The sequence below is a fragment of the Mycobacterium sp. NPDC050441 genome (assembly GCF_040655355.1).
Taxonomy (GTDB): Bacteria; Actinomycetota; Actinomycetes; order Mycobacteriales; family Mycobacteriaceae; genus Mycobacterium.
Window position 1 is genome coordinate 554675 of the sequence record NZ_JBFAJS010000001.1, and the last position, 14224, is coordinate 568898.

At 65.4% G+C, this 14224-nt stretch carries 15 protein-coding genes; 7 read left to right on the forward strand and 8 right to left on the reverse strand.

Annotation, left to right across the window (positions count from 1 at the left end):
• Window positions 1–34: 34 nt before the first annotated feature.
• Window positions 35–931 (reverse strand): universal stress protein, encoded by an 897-nt coding sequence (locus AB0I14_RS02690; protein WP_358015477.1) that lies wholly within the window; start codon window positions 929–931, stop codon window positions 35–37.
• Between the two features lie 94 nt (window positions 932–1025).
• Between AB0I14_RS02690 and AB0I14_RS02695 the strand changes: the two genes are divergently transcribed.
• From AB0I14_RS02695 to AB0I14_RS02720, 6 genes are all read left to right on the forward strand, one after another.
• On the forward strand, window positions 1026–2519 hold the full coding sequence (locus tag AB0I14_RS02695) for an AAA family ATPase (RefSeq protein WP_358015480.1): 1494 nt from the start codon (window positions 1026–1028) through the stop codon (window positions 2517–2519).
• A gap of 154 nt (window positions 2520–2673) precedes the next feature.
• Window positions 2674–3348 (forward strand): Crp/Fnr family transcriptional regulator, encoded by a 675-nt coding sequence (locus tag AB0I14_RS02700; RefSeq protein ID WP_358015483.1) that lies wholly within the window; start codon window positions 2674–2676, stop codon window positions 3346–3348.
• A gap of 55 nt (window positions 3349–3403) precedes the next feature.
• Entirely contained in the window at window positions 3404–3919 is a 516-nt protein-coding gene (locus tag AB0I14_RS02705; RefSeq protein ID WP_358015486.1) for a MarR family transcriptional regulator, read from the forward strand.
• 15 nt (window positions 3920–3934) lie between these two features.
• Window positions 3935–4363, forward strand: a complete 429-nt coding sequence (locus tag AB0I14_RS02710; RefSeq protein ID WP_358015490.1) for a DUF5313 domain-containing protein — start codon at window positions 3935–3937, stop codon at window positions 4361–4363.
• Between the two features lie 61 nt (window positions 4364–4424).
• Window positions 4425–5072 carry a GntR family transcriptional regulator gene (locus AB0I14_RS02715; RefSeq protein ID WP_358015493.1) on the forward strand — a complete coding sequence of 216 codons (648 nt, stop codon included), beginning with the start codon at window positions 4425–4427 and terminating at the stop codon, window positions 5070–5072.
• A complete protein-coding gene (locus tag AB0I14_RS02720) occupies window positions 5069–6358 on the forward strand; it encodes an MFS transporter (RefSeq protein ID WP_358015496.1) in 1290 nt (429 codons plus the stop codon). Before AB0I14_RS02715 ends, AB0I14_RS02720 begins: the two co-directional genes overlap by 4 nt.
• A gap of 149 nt (window positions 6359–6507) precedes the next feature.
• Here the strand turns inward: AB0I14_RS02720 and abc-f are convergent, their stop codons facing one another.
• The 3 genes from abc-f to AB0I14_RS02735 are packed head-to-tail and all read right to left on the reverse strand — an operon-like array spanning window position 6508 to window position 10142.
• Entirely contained in the window at window positions 6508–8166 is a 1659-nt protein-coding gene (gene abc-f / locus AB0I14_RS02725; RefSeq protein WP_358015499.1) for a ribosomal protection-like ABC-F family protein, read from the reverse strand.
• Between the two features lie 24 nt (window positions 8167–8190).
• Window positions 8191–8844 (reverse strand): response regulator transcription factor, encoded by a 654-nt coding sequence (locus tag AB0I14_RS02730; protein WP_358016730.1) that lies wholly within the window; start codon window positions 8842–8844, stop codon window positions 8191–8193.
• Window positions 8841–10142 carry a sensor domain-containing protein gene (locus tag AB0I14_RS02735; RefSeq protein ID WP_358015502.1) on the reverse strand — a complete coding sequence of 434 codons (1302 nt, stop codon included), beginning with the start codon at window positions 10140–10142 and terminating at the stop codon, window positions 8841–8843. Before AB0I14_RS02735 ends, AB0I14_RS02730 begins: the two co-directional genes overlap by 4 nt.
• 109 nt (window positions 10143–10251) lie before the next feature.
• On the opposite strand from AB0I14_RS02735, the gene AB0I14_RS02740 reads away from it, so the two are divergent.
• Window positions 10252–11769 carry a serine hydrolase domain-containing protein gene (locus AB0I14_RS02740; RefSeq protein WP_358016733.1) on the forward strand — a complete coding sequence of 506 codons (1518 nt, stop codon included), beginning with the start codon at window positions 10252–10254 and terminating at the stop codon, window positions 11767–11769.
• Here the strand turns inward: AB0I14_RS02740 and AB0I14_RS02745 are convergent.
• The 4 genes from AB0I14_RS02745 to AB0I14_RS02760 are packed head-to-tail and all read right to left on the reverse strand — an operon-like array spanning window position 11766 to window position 14139.
• On the reverse strand, window positions 11766–12062 hold the full coding sequence (locus tag AB0I14_RS02745; protein ID WP_358015505.1) for a cytochrome C oxidase subunit IV family protein: 297 nt from the start codon (window positions 12060–12062) through the stop codon (window positions 11766–11768). The genes AB0I14_RS02740 and AB0I14_RS02745 overlap by 4 nt on opposite strands.
• A 3-nt stretch (window positions 12063–12065) precedes the next feature.
• The gene (locus AB0I14_RS02750) at window positions 12066–12641 is read right to left on the reverse strand and encodes a cytochrome c oxidase subunit 3 (RefSeq protein ID WP_358015508.1); all 576 of its coding nucleotides are present in this window, start codon (window positions 12639–12641) and stop codon (window positions 12066–12068) included.
• Window positions 12638–13435, reverse strand: a complete 798-nt coding sequence (locus tag AB0I14_RS02755; RefSeq protein ID WP_358015511.1) for a hypothetical protein — start codon at window positions 13433–13435, stop codon at window positions 12638–12640. The genes AB0I14_RS02750 and AB0I14_RS02755 overlap by 4 nt, the downstream gene beginning before the upstream one ends.
• Window positions 13432–14139 carry a hypothetical protein gene (locus tag AB0I14_RS02760; protein ID WP_358015514.1) on the reverse strand — a complete coding sequence of 236 codons (708 nt, stop codon included), beginning with the start codon at window positions 14137–14139 and terminating at the stop codon, window positions 13432–13434. The genes AB0I14_RS02755 and AB0I14_RS02760 overlap by 4 nt, the downstream gene beginning before the upstream one ends.
• Window positions 14140–14224: the final 85 nt, after the last annotated feature.

Consider the following 14224-nt stretch of genomic DNA (forward strand, 5'->3'; position numbering starts at 1 on the left):
ATTGCTTGCGCTGCAATGTGATCCATCACGCAGCTCAGGATGGCACAACCAACGTGGAGAATCGTCCCTGCTGCAAGAGCCGATAGAGCTGGCGTCTGAGGCCACTTCCGAGCACGCCGTCGGGGGACCTCGCGACCACGAGAAGCTCGGTTTCCGCGTTGCTTTGGTCCAGATACTCTTTGGCCCTGTCTGCGACAACCGAGACTATGGGCACATCCACGAACATTCTGCGCCAGAAGGCAATCGAAAGCCCGAGCTCATTCTGAGACGCCTGTGGTGCACCCTCCCTACACCAGGTGACGGCCAGAACTTTTGCCTGACGCAGGCGTGCTTGATCCAGCGCTTCGTAGATCGCCCAATCGAATTCATAGGAATCGCCGACGGGCACTACCACCCAGTTCACCCTCGCCGACGCCGAATCACCTGCGCCATGGACGATCACAACCGGGCAATGTGCGTTGGCGGCCACCGTTGCGGCAGTGCACATATCAGTGTCACCGACACAGACGAGCGCCGCATCGAATGAGTCGCTGATCAACGCATCGGCCAGCTGACCGCCCTCGAGAACCGTCGTGGTGGCCTTCAGCGTTGTCGCCGAGATGGTTACAGCCGCAGCGGCCAGGTCGGCGGCATCTTGGGAGACGAGGTCCCATGGAGCACCGTTGCTCGTGGCATAGATCAACCGCAAGGGCGCACCTCTGCTGACGGCTTCAGCAATTCCCCACCGGACCGCGCGCAACGCCGCACGCGACCCATCGATACCTACTACGACCGGCCTCGTTCGGTGGCGGGCAATAGCTCGTGGACCACCCGCAAGGGCTCCCGTCGCGAACGTCACGCGGAGAACGTAGCGCCGCGAACCGGTGTCCGATAGGGCCCAAAGTCCCCATCGAAAAAGGCGTTTCGCGACGGCGGACTTGTGTGGCCCCATAGAGTCCTTGTGCTGTGGGACGAAGGACTTTCGGCCCCAAGAATTGGACGAACGGCCACTACCATCGCGTGCGCCCAGAGAGCGATCATGGGTTATGGACACATCAGCCCGGCCGACTTCGTCGAGGACGGCTGAGTCCGCGGCAGGCAGTGCCGCAGCGGAGATTCATGAAACACACACGGGGATCGTCGCCTTGGTGGGCGACCGGGCTTACAAAGTCAAGAAACCCGTCGTCACGGACTTTCTCGATTTCAGCTCGGTCGAGCGTCGTGAACAGGTGTGCGTACGTGAGGTTAGTTTGAACCAGCGATTGGCTCCTGACAGCTACCTCGGGGTCGCTCATCTCTCCGATCCGCACGGTGGCCGGCCCGAGCCGGTGATCGTGATGCGCAGGTACCCCGATTCGCGCCGATTGACGTCGATCGTCGTCAGTGGCGAGGCTGTGGTTGATCATCTGTCGGCGATCGCCGAAGCGTTGGCGCGCTTTCATGCTGACGCCGACCGGTCGGACGCCATCGATCGTGCAGCGACGGTGCCTGCGATCACCGGCCGTTGGCGTGACAACCTCACTGAATTGAGGCGATACGCGGGAACAGTGGTGCCCGCGGATTCGCTGGCCGAAGTCGATCGACTGGCCGACCAGTTCATCAAGGGTCGCGCCGACCTCTTCAGCGACCGCATCGCCAACCGTCGCGTCGTCGACGGCCACGGCGACTTGCTGACCGGAGACATCTTCTGCATGCCGGACGGTCCGGCGATCCTTGACTGTCTCGAGTTCGATGACAGCCTGCGACATGTCGACTGCAGCGACGATGCCGCGTTCCTGGCCATGGACCTGGAATTCCTCGGCCGCAAAGACTTGGCCGACAACTTCATCGCCGAGTACCAGCGGCTCTCGGGTGACACTCCGCCGACAGCGTTGGTGGGCTTCTTCGTCGCCTACCGAGCCGTGGTCCGCGCCAAGGTCGACTGCATCAGGGTCGACCAGGGCGACCTGAGTGCCGCGGACGACGCGCGGCGCCATCTCGACGTTGCCCTCGATCGCCTCCGCCGAGGCACCGTGCGACTGATCATCGTCGGCGGCGGCCCCGGCACCGGGAAAACCACACTCGCGCACGCGCTCGCTGAGCAGGTGTCTGCGCAGGTCGTATCCACCGACGATGTGCGCCGCGAACTGCAGGAGAGTGGCGTCCTCGACGGCGCCGCGGGGATCTTGAACGAGGGGCTGTACAGCAACGACAACGTGGCTGCCGTATATGACGCCGTGCTCGAGCGGGCCCGAAAAACCCTGGCAATGGGCCGGTCGGTAGTCCTCGACGGGACGTGGCGAGATCCAGACCTTCGGCGGCGAGCACGCGATATTGCCATCGAACAGGCCTGCCCAACAGTGGAATTGGCCTGCACGGTGCCTATCGACGAAGCCAAAGAGCGCATCGTACGGCGACAGGCCACCAAATCAGATGCCACCCCGCAGATCGCGGAGGGGCTGGCCGGCGCCCAATGGCCCGACGCTCACCTCATCAACACGCGCCGCCCGCTTGCCGACTCCGTCACCGAGGCTCAGCGGATTTGCTGCTCGGTCATCTGATGCCGGCTCACGTTCATCGTGACGGCGGCCATTACGAAACCTGACAACTTGTAAACCGGAAGCCCTTGTAAAGTAGAAAGGTAGTCGTAATTTCGGCTGCCACCTGCGCAAACGTTCCGAGCAGTGAGGTTCGGCACATCCACAAGGGGGAAAGATGAACGAAGTGCTGGCCCGCGCCGGCATCTTCCAGGGTGTGTCGCCAGACGCCGTGGCTGCGCTCGTCCGGCAGTTGGAGCCGGTGACGTTCCGTCGCGGCGAGGTGGTGTTCACCGAGGGCGAGCCCGGCGACACGCTGTACATCATCACCACGGGCAAGGTGAAGATCGGCCGCAAGTCGGTGGACGGCCGCGACAGCCTGATTACGCTGATGGGCCCGTCGGACATGTTCGGTGAGCTCGCAATCTTCGATCCGGGTCCGCGAACCTCGACGGTGACCGCCCTGACCGAAGTGAAGGCGGTCGTGATGAGCCGCAGTGTGCTGCGGGGCTGGATCGCTGATCGGCCCGAGATCGCCGAACAACTGCTGCGCGTGCTGGCCCGCCGGTTGCGCCGCACCAATGACAACCTGTCCGACCTGATCTTCACCGACGTGCCGGGACGGGTGGCCAAGCAGTTGCTCTATCTGGCGCAACGGTTCGGCAGCCGCGACGGCAGCGCGCTGCGCGTCGACCACGAGCTGACCCAGGAAGAGATCGCTCAACTCGTGGGTTCCTCGCGGGAGACGGTCAACAAGGCGCTGTCCGACTTCGCGCAACGCGGCTGGATCCGCGTGCAGGGCCGAAGCATCCTGATCGACAACGCTGAGCGGTTGGCCAAGCGCGCGAACTGAGCGTGTGACCGCACAGACATTGTTAGTACCCTAACTATTAGGGTACTTTCTAAGCATGACCGCAGTATCCGAAGCGTCTGCTGCACCCTCCCGGGCCCTCAGCGCCGACCCCCTGGCGCTTGAGCGGCAGGTCTGTTTCGCGCTGGCCGTCAGCAATCGCGCCGTGCTCGCGGTGTACCGGCCACTGCTGGAGCCGCTGGGCCTGACGCATCCCCAGTACCTGGTGATGCTGGCGTTGTGGGATCACCAACGGTCCGATTCCGGAGGCATCCCGCCACTGTCGGTCAAAGAGATCGCCTCCGCGTTGCAGCTCGACTCAGCGACGCTCTCACCGATGCTCAAACGGCTGGAAGCGCTCGGCCTGCTGACCCGCAGCCGCCGGGCCGGCGATGAACGCGCGACCGATGTCGAGCTCACCGAGGCTGGGATCGCCCTGCGTGAACGGGCCCTGGCCATCCCACCCGCGGTGGTGGAGCGCCTCGGCGTCGACCTCTCCGAGCTCGAAGAGCTGCATCGGGTATTGACCCGCATCAACGTGGCTGCGCTGGCGGCCAATTCACTCACCGATTGACCCGAGGAGTCCATCATGGCCGGCCAGGAAACCAAAGACCGCCCCAACCTCTTTCAGTACATCGCCTACTGCTACGGCAAGCGGCTGCCCGACTCCATGCGCGATTGGGTGGCCCATGACCTGGCCGACCATGGCGCCGTACGCCGACACCTGATCCGGATGGCGATCCCCCCGCTGTTCGCGCTGGCGCCGCTGTGGCTCCTGCCCGCATCGCTGTACGTGCACATCGAGATGACCGTGCCGATCTACATCTGGGCCATCTTGATGGCGCTCGCGCTCAACAAGATCTGGCGGCGCCACCGGCTGGCTCAGCACGGTCTCGACCCCAACCTGGTCGACGAGATCCAGTACAAGAAGGACCAGCAGAAGCACGAGGACTACATCCGTCGGTTCGGACCCCGCCCGGAATCGTCCAAGTACCAGGCCAACAGCAGCCCCTTCTAGCGTTTAGCCTGGCCAGACCCCTTGCATGCAAGCTTGCATGCAAGAGGTACTGTGGTCTTCCGTGGTCACGGACGAGAAATCGAGCAACAGCCAGCGCGTCTACCGGATGACCAAGGACCAGATCCTCTCCGGTGAGTTTCGAGGCGGGCAGCTGCTCAGTGAGGTAGAGGTGGCCACGCAGCTCGGCGTCAGCCGCACGCCGGTGCACGAGGCGTTTCTACGCCTGGCCGCCGAGGACTTCCTCGATCTGGTGCCGCGGCGCGGTGCGGTCGTCGTCCCCGTGTCGGCACAGGAAGCCACCGATCTGCTGGAGATGCGCCTGGCCCTGGAGACCGCGGCGGTGCGCCGGCTGTGCCGGTCACCGGAATCCATCGACACCCTGTTCGGTGAACTGACCGAGCTGGTGGACCGGCAGCGCCACGGTGCCGCGATCGGTGATGCCGATCAGTTCGCCGCCGCCGACGACGCCTTTCACCGCCGGATCGTCCAGGTCGCCGGGAATTCGATCGCCGGGCGCTTCTACGGATCGCTCAGCGACCGGCAGCGCCGCATGATGGCCGACGCCGCTCGATCGGACTCCGCGCGGCTCACCGACCTCATCGGTGAACACGCGGATCTGGCCGACGCCATCGGGCGACGCGATGTCTCCGGTTTCGAGGCCTCGCTGCTGGCCCATCTGGAAGCGACCTACCGGGTGGTGCTGGCATGACCGCTGTCGCAACGGAATTCGTCGACTCGCCGGTTCGGCTCCGGCGGCACATGCAACCCTGGCTCGCCGTGGCCATCGCCGTCTTCTGCATCGGTTGGGGCGGAAACCAATTCACGCCGCTGCTGATCGCCTATGCCCAGCACTCCGGCTATACCCGGGTGGACGTCGACATCCTGCTCGGTGCCTACGTGCTCGGCCTGATTCCCGGCCTGTTGATCGCCTCAACCCTGTCGGACCGCCACGGTCGACGCAATGTGATGGCCGCCGGTGTGATCAGTGCAGCGCTGGGCAGTCTCATCCTGGCAGTCGGCGACTACTGGGGCTTCCCGTCCCTGTTCGTCGGCCGGCTGTTCAGCGGGGTGGCGGTCGGGATCGCGATGGCAGTGGGTTCGGCGTGGATCGCCGAACTGTCCAGGCCGCCCTTCGACGACGCCGCTTCCGCCGGCGCCGGGGCGCGGCGCGCCTCGATCTGCCTGTCGTTGGGCTTCGGGGTGGGACCGCTGTGTGCCGGACTGCTCACCGTGTACGCGCCGCTGCCCCTCGTGTTGACCTACCTGGTCCACGCCGCCCTGTGCGTGCCGGTGCTGTGGGCGGTGTGGAACCGGACCGTCGAGACCCGGCCCCGCATGACGGACCGGCCCTTCCTGGCTGGCCTGAAGGTGCCTGCAGCGGGCCACCGCCGGTTCCTGCGCGTCGTCGTTCCCATGGCGCCGTGGATCTTCGGCTCGGCAGCCATCGCCTATGCGGTGGTGCCGGCGCTCGTCGCCGACCAGCTCGGGTCCTGGGCGCTGCTGTACACGGTGGGGCTGACGGTGCTGACTCTGGGCTGCGGCGTGCTGATCCAACCGGTCGCACGTCGCCTCGACGACGTGTCGAGCTCCCGCGCCGTGGTGGTGTCGATGGCCTTGATGGCGCTGGGCATCTTCGCCGCGGTGGCCACCGCCGTCACCCGGTCAGTGCTCGTCGCGCCGCTGGTCGCGATGCTGCTCGGCAGCGCGTACGGCATTGCGATCGTCTCGGGTCTGCTTGAGATCCAACGCATTGCACCGCCCGACGAGCTCGCCGGCATCTCCGGGGTCTACTACTCGCTGGCCTACCTCGGGTTCCTCCTGCCCGCGGTGCTGGCCGCACTCGCACACTGGTTCAGCTATCCGGTGATGCTGACTCTTGTTGGCGTACTCGCGATTGTCTGCACGGCAGTGTGCGCATCGGGGTGGGCCAAACACCTCGAGCCGCGGACGCCCACGTCGGCGTCGGCGTCGGCGTCGGCGTCGGCGTCGGCGTGACTCTGCGCTGAGTGTGCCGAGTCTGCGCTGAGGGCGTGAAATCGCGTGAAATCCCGCACTGAGCGCAGGCTCGAAGCTCAGTCCACAGAGTCGATTTCATACCAGCCGTGGCTCACCGGCACCTTCGTGAATGCCTGAGGGCGCCGAACCTATAACTCAGCCACACGACCGTCGTCGACCAGCCACCTTCGGTCCAACCGAACGTTCTGCAGCATGCGGCGGTCATGCGTCACCAGTAACAACGCACCGTCATAAGCCTCAAGCGCCTGCTCGAGTTGCTCGATGGCGGGCAGGTCCAGATGGTTCGTCGGCTCATCGAGAACCAGCACATTGGTGCCGCGTGCCTGCAGCAACGCCAGGCCGGCACGGGTTCTCTCCCCCGGTGACAGCTCGTCAACCGGGCGTTCGACGTGATCGGCCCGCAGCCCGAACTTCGCCAGCAAGGTCCGCACATCGGCCGTCGACCACGCCGGCAGCTGCTCCTCGAACCGGTCGACCAGTCGCGCGGTACCAGTGAAATCGGCACGGGCCTGGTCGATCTCGCCGATGGCGACACTGGCGCCCACGCTCGCGCGGCCCTCATCGGGCTGTCGGCGCCCCAGCAGTAGCCGCAGCAATGTCGACTTTCCTGCCCCGTTGGCGCCGGTGATGCCGATCCGCTCGCCGGCGTCAACCTGCAACGACACCGGGCCCAGCACGAAATCACCTTGCTGCACAACGGCATTGTCGAGGGTGGCGACGACCGAGCTCGACCGTGGCGCGGCGCCGATGGTGAACTGCAGGGTCCATTCCTTCCGGGGCTCGTCGACCTCCTCGAGGCGGGCGATCCGGCTCTCCATCTGACGCACCTTCTGCGCCTGCTTCTCGCTGGACTCGGAGGCAGCGCGTCGGCGGATCTTGTCGTTGTCCGGTGACTTGCGCATTGCGTTGCGGGTGCCCTGACTCGACCACTCGCGCTGGGTGCGGGCGCGGGCCACCAGGTCGGCCTTCTTCTCGGCGAACTCCTCGTACTGTTCGCGCCGGTGCCGGCGGCCGACCTCACGCTCCTCCAGATAGCTTTCGTACCCACCGCCGAAAACGGTGGTGGTGTTCTGCGCCAGATCCAGCTCGAGCACGCGAGTCACGCTGCGGGCGAGGAACTCCCGATCGTGACTCACCAGCACCACACCCCCGCGAAGCTCCCTGACGAACTGCTCCAGCCGGGCGAGTCCGTCGAGGTCCAGATCGTTGGTCGGCTCATCGAGCAGCACGATGTCGAACCGCGACAACAGCAGCGCCGCCAACCCCACCCGGGCCGCCTGCCCACCTGACAACGCGGTCATCGGCGTCGAGTCCGGTCGCACTGCATCGGTGTCGAGTCCGAGATCGACCAGCACCGTCGGCAGCCGTTCGTCGAGGTCGGCCGCGCCGGTGGCGAGCCAGTGATCCAGTGCGGCCGAGTAGACAGCGGCCGGATTGTCCTCCCCTTGGCCCGGGTCTGCCAGTGCCGCGGCCGCGGCATCCATGGCCTGCGTGGCCTCGGTGCATCCCGTCCGGCGCGCGATGTAGGCCGCGACGGTCTCCCCTGGCACGCGCTCGTGCTCCTGCGGCAGCCATCCGACGAAGGCGTCGGCCGGCGCGACGCTGACCGTACCGTCGAGCGGCTCGAGATCCCCTGCCAGGATGCGCAGCAGTGTGCTCTTGCCGGCGCCATTGACGCCGACAACCCCGATGACATCACCCGGCCCGACGGTCAGGTCGACCCCCTCGAAGAGGGTGCGATGGGCGAATCCGCCGGCCACATTCTTCGCGACAAGCGTTGCGGTCATGGCTCTATCGTCGCATCACCGTGGTCACGTTCCCCAGCCGCGCAGATACGTCAGCACCGCGCGCACCCGGCGGTGCTGTTCGCCGTCGATCGGCAGGCCGAGTTTGGCGAAGATATTGCTGATGTGCTTCTCCACCGCGCCGGCGCTGACGACCAGCGTGCGGGCGATGTTCGTGTTGGACCGGCCCTCCGCCATCAGTGCGAGCACCTCCTGCTCACGCGCAGTCATCTGCCGCAGCGGGTCGTCGCGTCGGCGTCGGACCAGCAACTGGGCCACCACATCGGGGTCGAGCACCGTGCCACCGGACGCCACCCGCTGCACCGCATCGAGGAAGTCCGCGATCGCCACGACCCGATCCTTGAGGAGATAACCGATCGCGCCGGCTCCGTCCGCCAGCAGGTCGTCGGCGTAGGAAACCTCGACGTACTGGGACAGGACGAGAACAGGCGATCGCGTCACCCGCCGCCGGGCTTCCACCGCGGCACGCAGGCCCTCGTCGGTGTGTGAGGGCGGCATCCGAACGTCCACCACCGAGACGTCCGGCTTGTGCTGTTCGATCGCCTGGACCAGCGACGGGCCGTCACCGACCGCGGCAACCACATCGTGACCGTTCTCGGTCAACAATCGGATGAGGCCCTCCCGCAGGAGGACCGCGTCATCGGCCACCACCACTCTCAACACAACAGCTCCGCCCCGATCGTGGTCGGCCCGCCGGCCGGACTCACCACCGTCAGCGTGCCACCGCCGGCCCGAATCCGGTCGGCCAGGCCCGCCAGGCCGTGACCTTTGGCCACGTGGGCACCGCCGTCTCCGTCGTCGACGATCTCGACGCGCACACCGCCGGGCCCATGCGCCACGGTGACCCAACAATTCTCTGCCCCACTGTGTTTGGCGACATTGGTCAACGCTTCGGCCACCGCGAAGTAAGCGGTGGTCTCCACCGCCGCGTCGAGCCTGCCGGCCGGCGTGCCCAGCTCGGGGTCGACCGCGAGCTCGACCGGAATGGTGCACCGGACAGCCAGTGCGGCAAGCGCACTGGGCAAGCCGCGGTCGGTGAGTACCGGCGGGGCGATACCGCGGGAGAGCGCACGCAACTCGTTCAGCGTCTCCTGAGTCTGACTGATCGCCTCGTCGAGCGAGTCGCGCAGCGGCCCCGGATCGCCGTCCAGGTGCTGACGCGCGCGGCCCAGGTCCATCGCGAGGCGGACGAGCCGCTGCTGGGGTCCGTCGTGAATATCGCGTTCCAGCCGACGCAGGGCGGTGGCCTCGGCGGAGGCGGCCGCGGCCTTCTGCTCCGTGAGCACGGTGATCGTCTGACGCAACTCGGCCACACCGGTCAACAGGGCCCGGCTGAAACCGGCCTGGAGCACGGCGCACGCCCGCACCACGACTGGGAGGCTGACCAGACAGACCAGGCCGATCGCGGTCTGGAGGGCGATCCGGGCGAAGGCACTGTCGCCGAGCCCGATCAGCTGGGCCAGCGAGGTGTTGTCCGGGCCGCGCGGGATGCTCCAGTCCCACACGATGGTCAAAGTGCCCGCGATCGCCGATGCCCACCAGCTGATGACGACGGTGAACGTGATCACCGCGATCGGGAAGCACAGGATGCCGTATGCGAGGTCGAGCCAGAACTGGCCCTGGGTGAGCGGCGTGAGGATCCGCTTCCAGACGCCCACACCCGGTGCGGCCGCCCGGTAGACCGGCCGGCTGCGGGGCCGACGCAGCACGGCCGGAAAGCGAAGCCGCTCGATATCGGCGAACAAACGCGCAACGAACAGGGTGCCGACGAGGACCAGCAGGCCCAGACCGATGACCAGCGTCCCGAGCCCCGCTGACAACCCGGTCACCAGAACACTGAAACTCACTATGGCGAGCGGAAATCCGAGCAATACATAACCGGTGTCCACCCCTAGCTGCCGAAGGAAGCCGACTCGCTCGGGCTGCGCCGTGGTCCTCGGCAGGGTGCCGCTGCTCATGGGCTCGACGCTACGCATCTGTCGGATTCACCCCCATCCGGTGCGCCTGCGACTCCAGGGTAGGGCTGTCCCTACCCTCGCGACTGGGGCTACCGTCGGTTCGGTGGCAATGTCACGGTCGCGTCTTGCTCGGCTCTGCGCCGTCGGAACCGTCGTGTTCACGATCGCGGCGGCCACGTCGTGCGGACAGCCGGCACGTCCGCCGGTGGCCAGCTCCACATCGACGACAACCGCGCCGGCGCCTACCGTCCCAACTCCCACTCTTGCCGCCGTCGTCCCCATGGGTGATTTCGCCCCGGTCGCCCAGCTCATCAACGACGCGATTGCGGCACCTCGACTGCCCGGTGCGGTGGTCCAGGTCGGGCACGCCGGCAATATCGTCTTCCGTCAGGCGTTCGGCTCCCGCAAGCTGGCCGGCGAACCGGGACTGGACGGGGCGCCCGCCCCCGCTGAGCCGATGACCGAGGACACGATCTTCGACCTGGCCTCGTTGTCGAAGAGCCTCACGACGACGACGGCCTTCATGCAGCTCTACGAGCAAGGCAAGGTCCAGATCGACGAACCCGTGCAGAAATACCTGCCCGACTTCAACCCGACCAATGACCCCCGCCGCGCGCAGGTCACGCTGCGGATGTTGCTCACCCACACGTCGGGCATCGCGGGAGATCTGAGCCTGGACGGGCCATGGGGGCTGGACAAGCCCGACAAAGCCGAAGGTATTCACCGCGCGCTCGGTGCGTGGGTGGTGTTCGGTCCCGGAGAACACTTTCACTACTCCGACATCGGCTTCATCCTGATCGGCACGATCATCGAGAGGATCACCGGCGAGCCCTTGGACAGCTACGTGCAGGACAACGTCTTTGCACCCCTTGGCATGTCAGATACCCACTATCTGCCTGCGGCCAAAGCATGCGGTCCACACCAGGTTCGGGGAAACGCGATCGCACTCGATCCACGCGGAACCGGGGTGAGCGAGTGTCCGCCAGGTACGTGGAGCACTGGTCTCCTGACGCGCGTCGCGCCGACGGCGCTCGACGAGGACACTCCGGGCCTCAACCCCGACTATGGCCACCCGCTGCGCGGCACCGTGCACGACCCGACGGCACGCCGCATGGGCGGCGTGGCCGGCAGTGCCGGGGTGTTCTCGACGGTGAACGATGTCGGCCGGTTCGCGCAGGCCCTCCTCGACCGTCGCGCCGGCCGCCCGAGTGCGTTTCCGCTGAAGCAATCGACTGTCGAACTGATGACGTCGCCGCAGCAGCCCGGGCACAACGCCGAACAACTCGAGGAAGCCAACAACGCCACCCGGGAAGCCATCGAAAAGTCCCCCAACACAGCACATCCCCTGCTCGCACCGAACTATCCGGCAATAGCCGGACAAGACCTCCGCGGCTTCGGCTGGGATATCGACACGGACCAGTCGCGACCGCGTGGCATGGTCTTCCCCGTCGGCAGCTTCGGGCACACCGGATTCACGGGAGTGACGTTGTGGATGGACCCGGGGTCGGACACCTACGTCGTCGTGCTCGGGAACGTGATCCACCAGCGCGGCGCCCCGCCCATGGCCGGGCTGAGCGGTGAGGTGGCCACGGAAACCGCCCGGGCGCTCCACCTGTACGGGACCTAGCCGGCCACTGCTGACCCGACGAAGTAGCTGCCGAGGAGGCAGACGCCGATGAGCACGACCCATCCGTCAGTCAGGCGGCACAGCAACGCCGGAGCGTGGCGCACCTCCATGAACTCCCGGAAGATGATGCGTACCTTGATGAGTGCGATCATGATGGCGCTGACTGTGACGACGGTGCTGGCCTTCAGTGTGCCGTTCTGGTCGACAGATTCATCCAGCCAGACGTAGACGAGCGTCATCGCCGTCAAGATCAGCCAGACGATCAGCAGTCTCCTGTTGAAGTTGGTGCGCACCACTCACCTCACGACGTAGATCAACGCGAAAATCAGGACCCAGAGGAAATCGACGGTGTGCCAGTACGTCGCACCCGTTTCGACGAGCTGCTGGGATCGCCGCTCAGGACTCCACAACTGGTAGACGACCACACCCAGCACGACGAAGCCGATGAGTACGTGAATACAGTGGATCGACGTCAGGAAGAAGTAGTGCTGAAAGAACTCATCGCTGGTGAACGTGTTCCCCATGCGAATCTGCGTGACCCACTCGATGATCTTTCCGGCCAGGAAGATGACGCCGAACGAGACCGTCAGGAACGCGTTGGTCAACGCGGATCGGTAGTTGCCCTCACGTGAGGCCTGGACGCACCGCGCGATGGCCCACGAACTCAGCAGCAGGGCAATGGTATTGACCACACCGACCCGTAGGTCCAGATGCGATTGCGACTGCAGGAAGAGTTCTGGATTCTGGGTGCGCGACACCAGGTACACCGAGAAGTACGCGGTGAACAACAGCGATTCGACTAGCACGAACATCCACATGTCGGGCTGCCCGGGAACCGTCCGTGTGCGGTCGCGCTCGATCTGTTCGGTCATCGAACCGCCTCCGCTGCCGCATGCGGCTGGTCAGCCTGTTTGTCCGGAAGGGCCGGCAACGGACCGGTGCCGAAGTCCTCGCGTTCGATCATCCTGCGCAGCAGTACGATGAAAACCCCTGTGTACGTGACGAACACGACCATGTTGACCCACCAGGCGATCGCGCCGTTCCAGGCGAACGCGCCCCGCTGGAATATCCATGCCGGTGCGACGACCACTTCGGTAAGCGCATTGCAGAGATTGAGATAGCCGAACCACTTCGGGAACACGCGGTTCTTGTCGAGCAGGATCGCGGCCATCCACACGAGGGAGCCGATCAGAAACACACCCATCGTTCCGCTGAACGACAGGAAGGCGAATTCGTAGAGCCAGTGGATGATCTCGGGGTCACGGTTGGACCGCAGCGCGGCGGCGGTCATCGCGATGGCCATGACCAGCATGCCCGGAATTGCGCTCAGCGAGTACATGATCAGATACGAGTACGCGAAGACCGGACTGACCGACATCCGGCGCATCGAGTACGCAAGAAGGGCGTTCATCGGCGCACACAAGCCGGTGATGAGGAAGACGACGCCGAATCCGGCGAGGACGCCGAACCGATGGTCGGTGACCCAGTGCACGACCGTCGGGGTGTCCCATGCCGGGCTTGGCGGCGGCTGCACGCGGGTGACGAAGAAGAACAGCACACCGTAGAGCTGGTAGAAGAAGACCATCACGTACCACGCGAACCACAATTCGCGTTTGGGGTGGTAGCGAATGTTCCACATGAGTCTGCTCAACCGTGAGCCGCTCATGCGGGCACCTTGTCCAGCGCCCGGTGCTGCTTGATCGTCTGGGCGAGAATGACTCCCATCACCGGAATCCAGACGGCGATGGCGATGTTCTTGAGCCAGAACGACAACGCCCCATCCCAGGCGAAGGGCCCGTCGAACGACAGTGCAGCGAACGTAGCGGGGGCCAACGCTGCCGCGACGCCGAGGTTGAAGTACGCCACCCACGGTTTGAAGACCGGTCGTTCCTGCTGGTCCCAGAAGATCGCCAGCGCGAGCAGCAGGCATTGTGCGATCAGATAGGGCACCAGAAGCGTGAAGGTGAGCCAGGCGAGATCATTGAGCACCTGGGTCAACTCAGGAGCGCGGTCCGGGCGGAACGAGCCGAGCAGCCAGAACATGTTGGCGATGAGGAACAGTGCCGGCGGACCCCCGGCGGCGGCGATCAAGCTGTAGGACAAGATCGGCGTGCGGTGAGCCATCCGGCGTACCTGCATCGCCAACAGCATCACGATCGGGATGAGACCGACACCGAACCAGTTGAACAGGATCATGCTGTAGCGGATCCGCGCGGTTTCATCCTGATAGAAACTCGCGACCTGTTCGGCAGACATGTTGGGGGACATCGGATGTACGAATCCGGGGAACAGAAGGAACGCGGAGATCCAGATGATTGTCACCACGGGCAACGTCCCTAAGAGGATCAACTCACCGTCAGGTCGTCTCATCGTCGGACTCTCTTCATGCGTGGCGTTAGTTGCCGATCGGCAACTTGGACGGTAGCCGATCGGCAACTAGACGGTCAATCGTCGG

What these genes read in the sequence shown, in the direction of transcription:
- AB0I14_RS02690 (WP_358015477.1), bottom strand. Translation starts at nt 931, where the DNA reads ATGGGGCCACACAAGTCCGCCGTCGCGAAACGCCTTTTTCGATGGGGA.
- AB0I14_RS02695 (WP_358015480.1), top strand. Translation starts at nt 1,026, where the DNA reads ATGGACACATCAGCCCGGCCGACTTCGTCGAGGACGGCTGAGTCCGCG.
- AB0I14_RS02700 (WP_358015483.1), top strand. Translation starts at nt 2,674, where the DNA reads ATGAACGAAGTGCTGGCCCGCGCCGGCATCTTCCAGGGTGTGTCGCCA.
- AB0I14_RS02705 (WP_358015486.1), top strand. Translation starts at nt 3,404, where the DNA reads ATGACCGCAGTATCCGAAGCGTCTGCTGCACCCTCCCGGGCCCTCAGC.
- AB0I14_RS02710 (WP_358015490.1), top strand. Translation starts at nt 3,935, where the DNA reads ATGGCCGGCCAGGAAACCAAAGACCGCCCCAACCTCTTTCAGTACATC.
- AB0I14_RS02720 (WP_358015496.1), top strand. Translation starts at nt 5,069, where the DNA reads ATGACCGCTGTCGCAACGGAATTCGTCGACTCGCCGGTTCGGCTCCGG.
- abc-f (WP_358015499.1), bottom strand. Translation starts at nt 8,166, where the DNA reads ATGACCGCAACGCTTGTCGCGAAGAATGTGGCCGGCGGATTCGCCCAT.
- AB0I14_RS02735 (WP_358015502.1), bottom strand. Translation starts at nt 10,142, where the DNA reads ATGAGCAGCGGCACCCTGCCGAGGACCACGGCGCAGCCCGAGCGAGTC.
- AB0I14_RS02740 (WP_358016733.1), top strand. Translation starts at nt 10,252, where the DNA reads ATGTCACGGTCGCGTCTTGCTCGGCTCTGCGCCGTCGGAACCGTCGTG.
- AB0I14_RS02750 (WP_358015508.1), bottom strand. Translation starts at nt 12,641, where the DNA reads ATGACCGAACAGATCGAGCGCGACCGCACACGGACGGTTCCCGGGCAG.
- AB0I14_RS02755 (WP_358015511.1), bottom strand. Translation starts at nt 13,435, where the DNA reads ATGAGCGGCTCACGGTTGAGCAGACTCATGTGGAACATTCGCTACCAC.
- AB0I14_RS02760 (WP_358015514.1), bottom strand. Translation starts at nt 14,139, where the DNA reads ATGAGACGACCTGACGGTGAGTTGATCCTCTTAGGGACGTTGCCCGTG.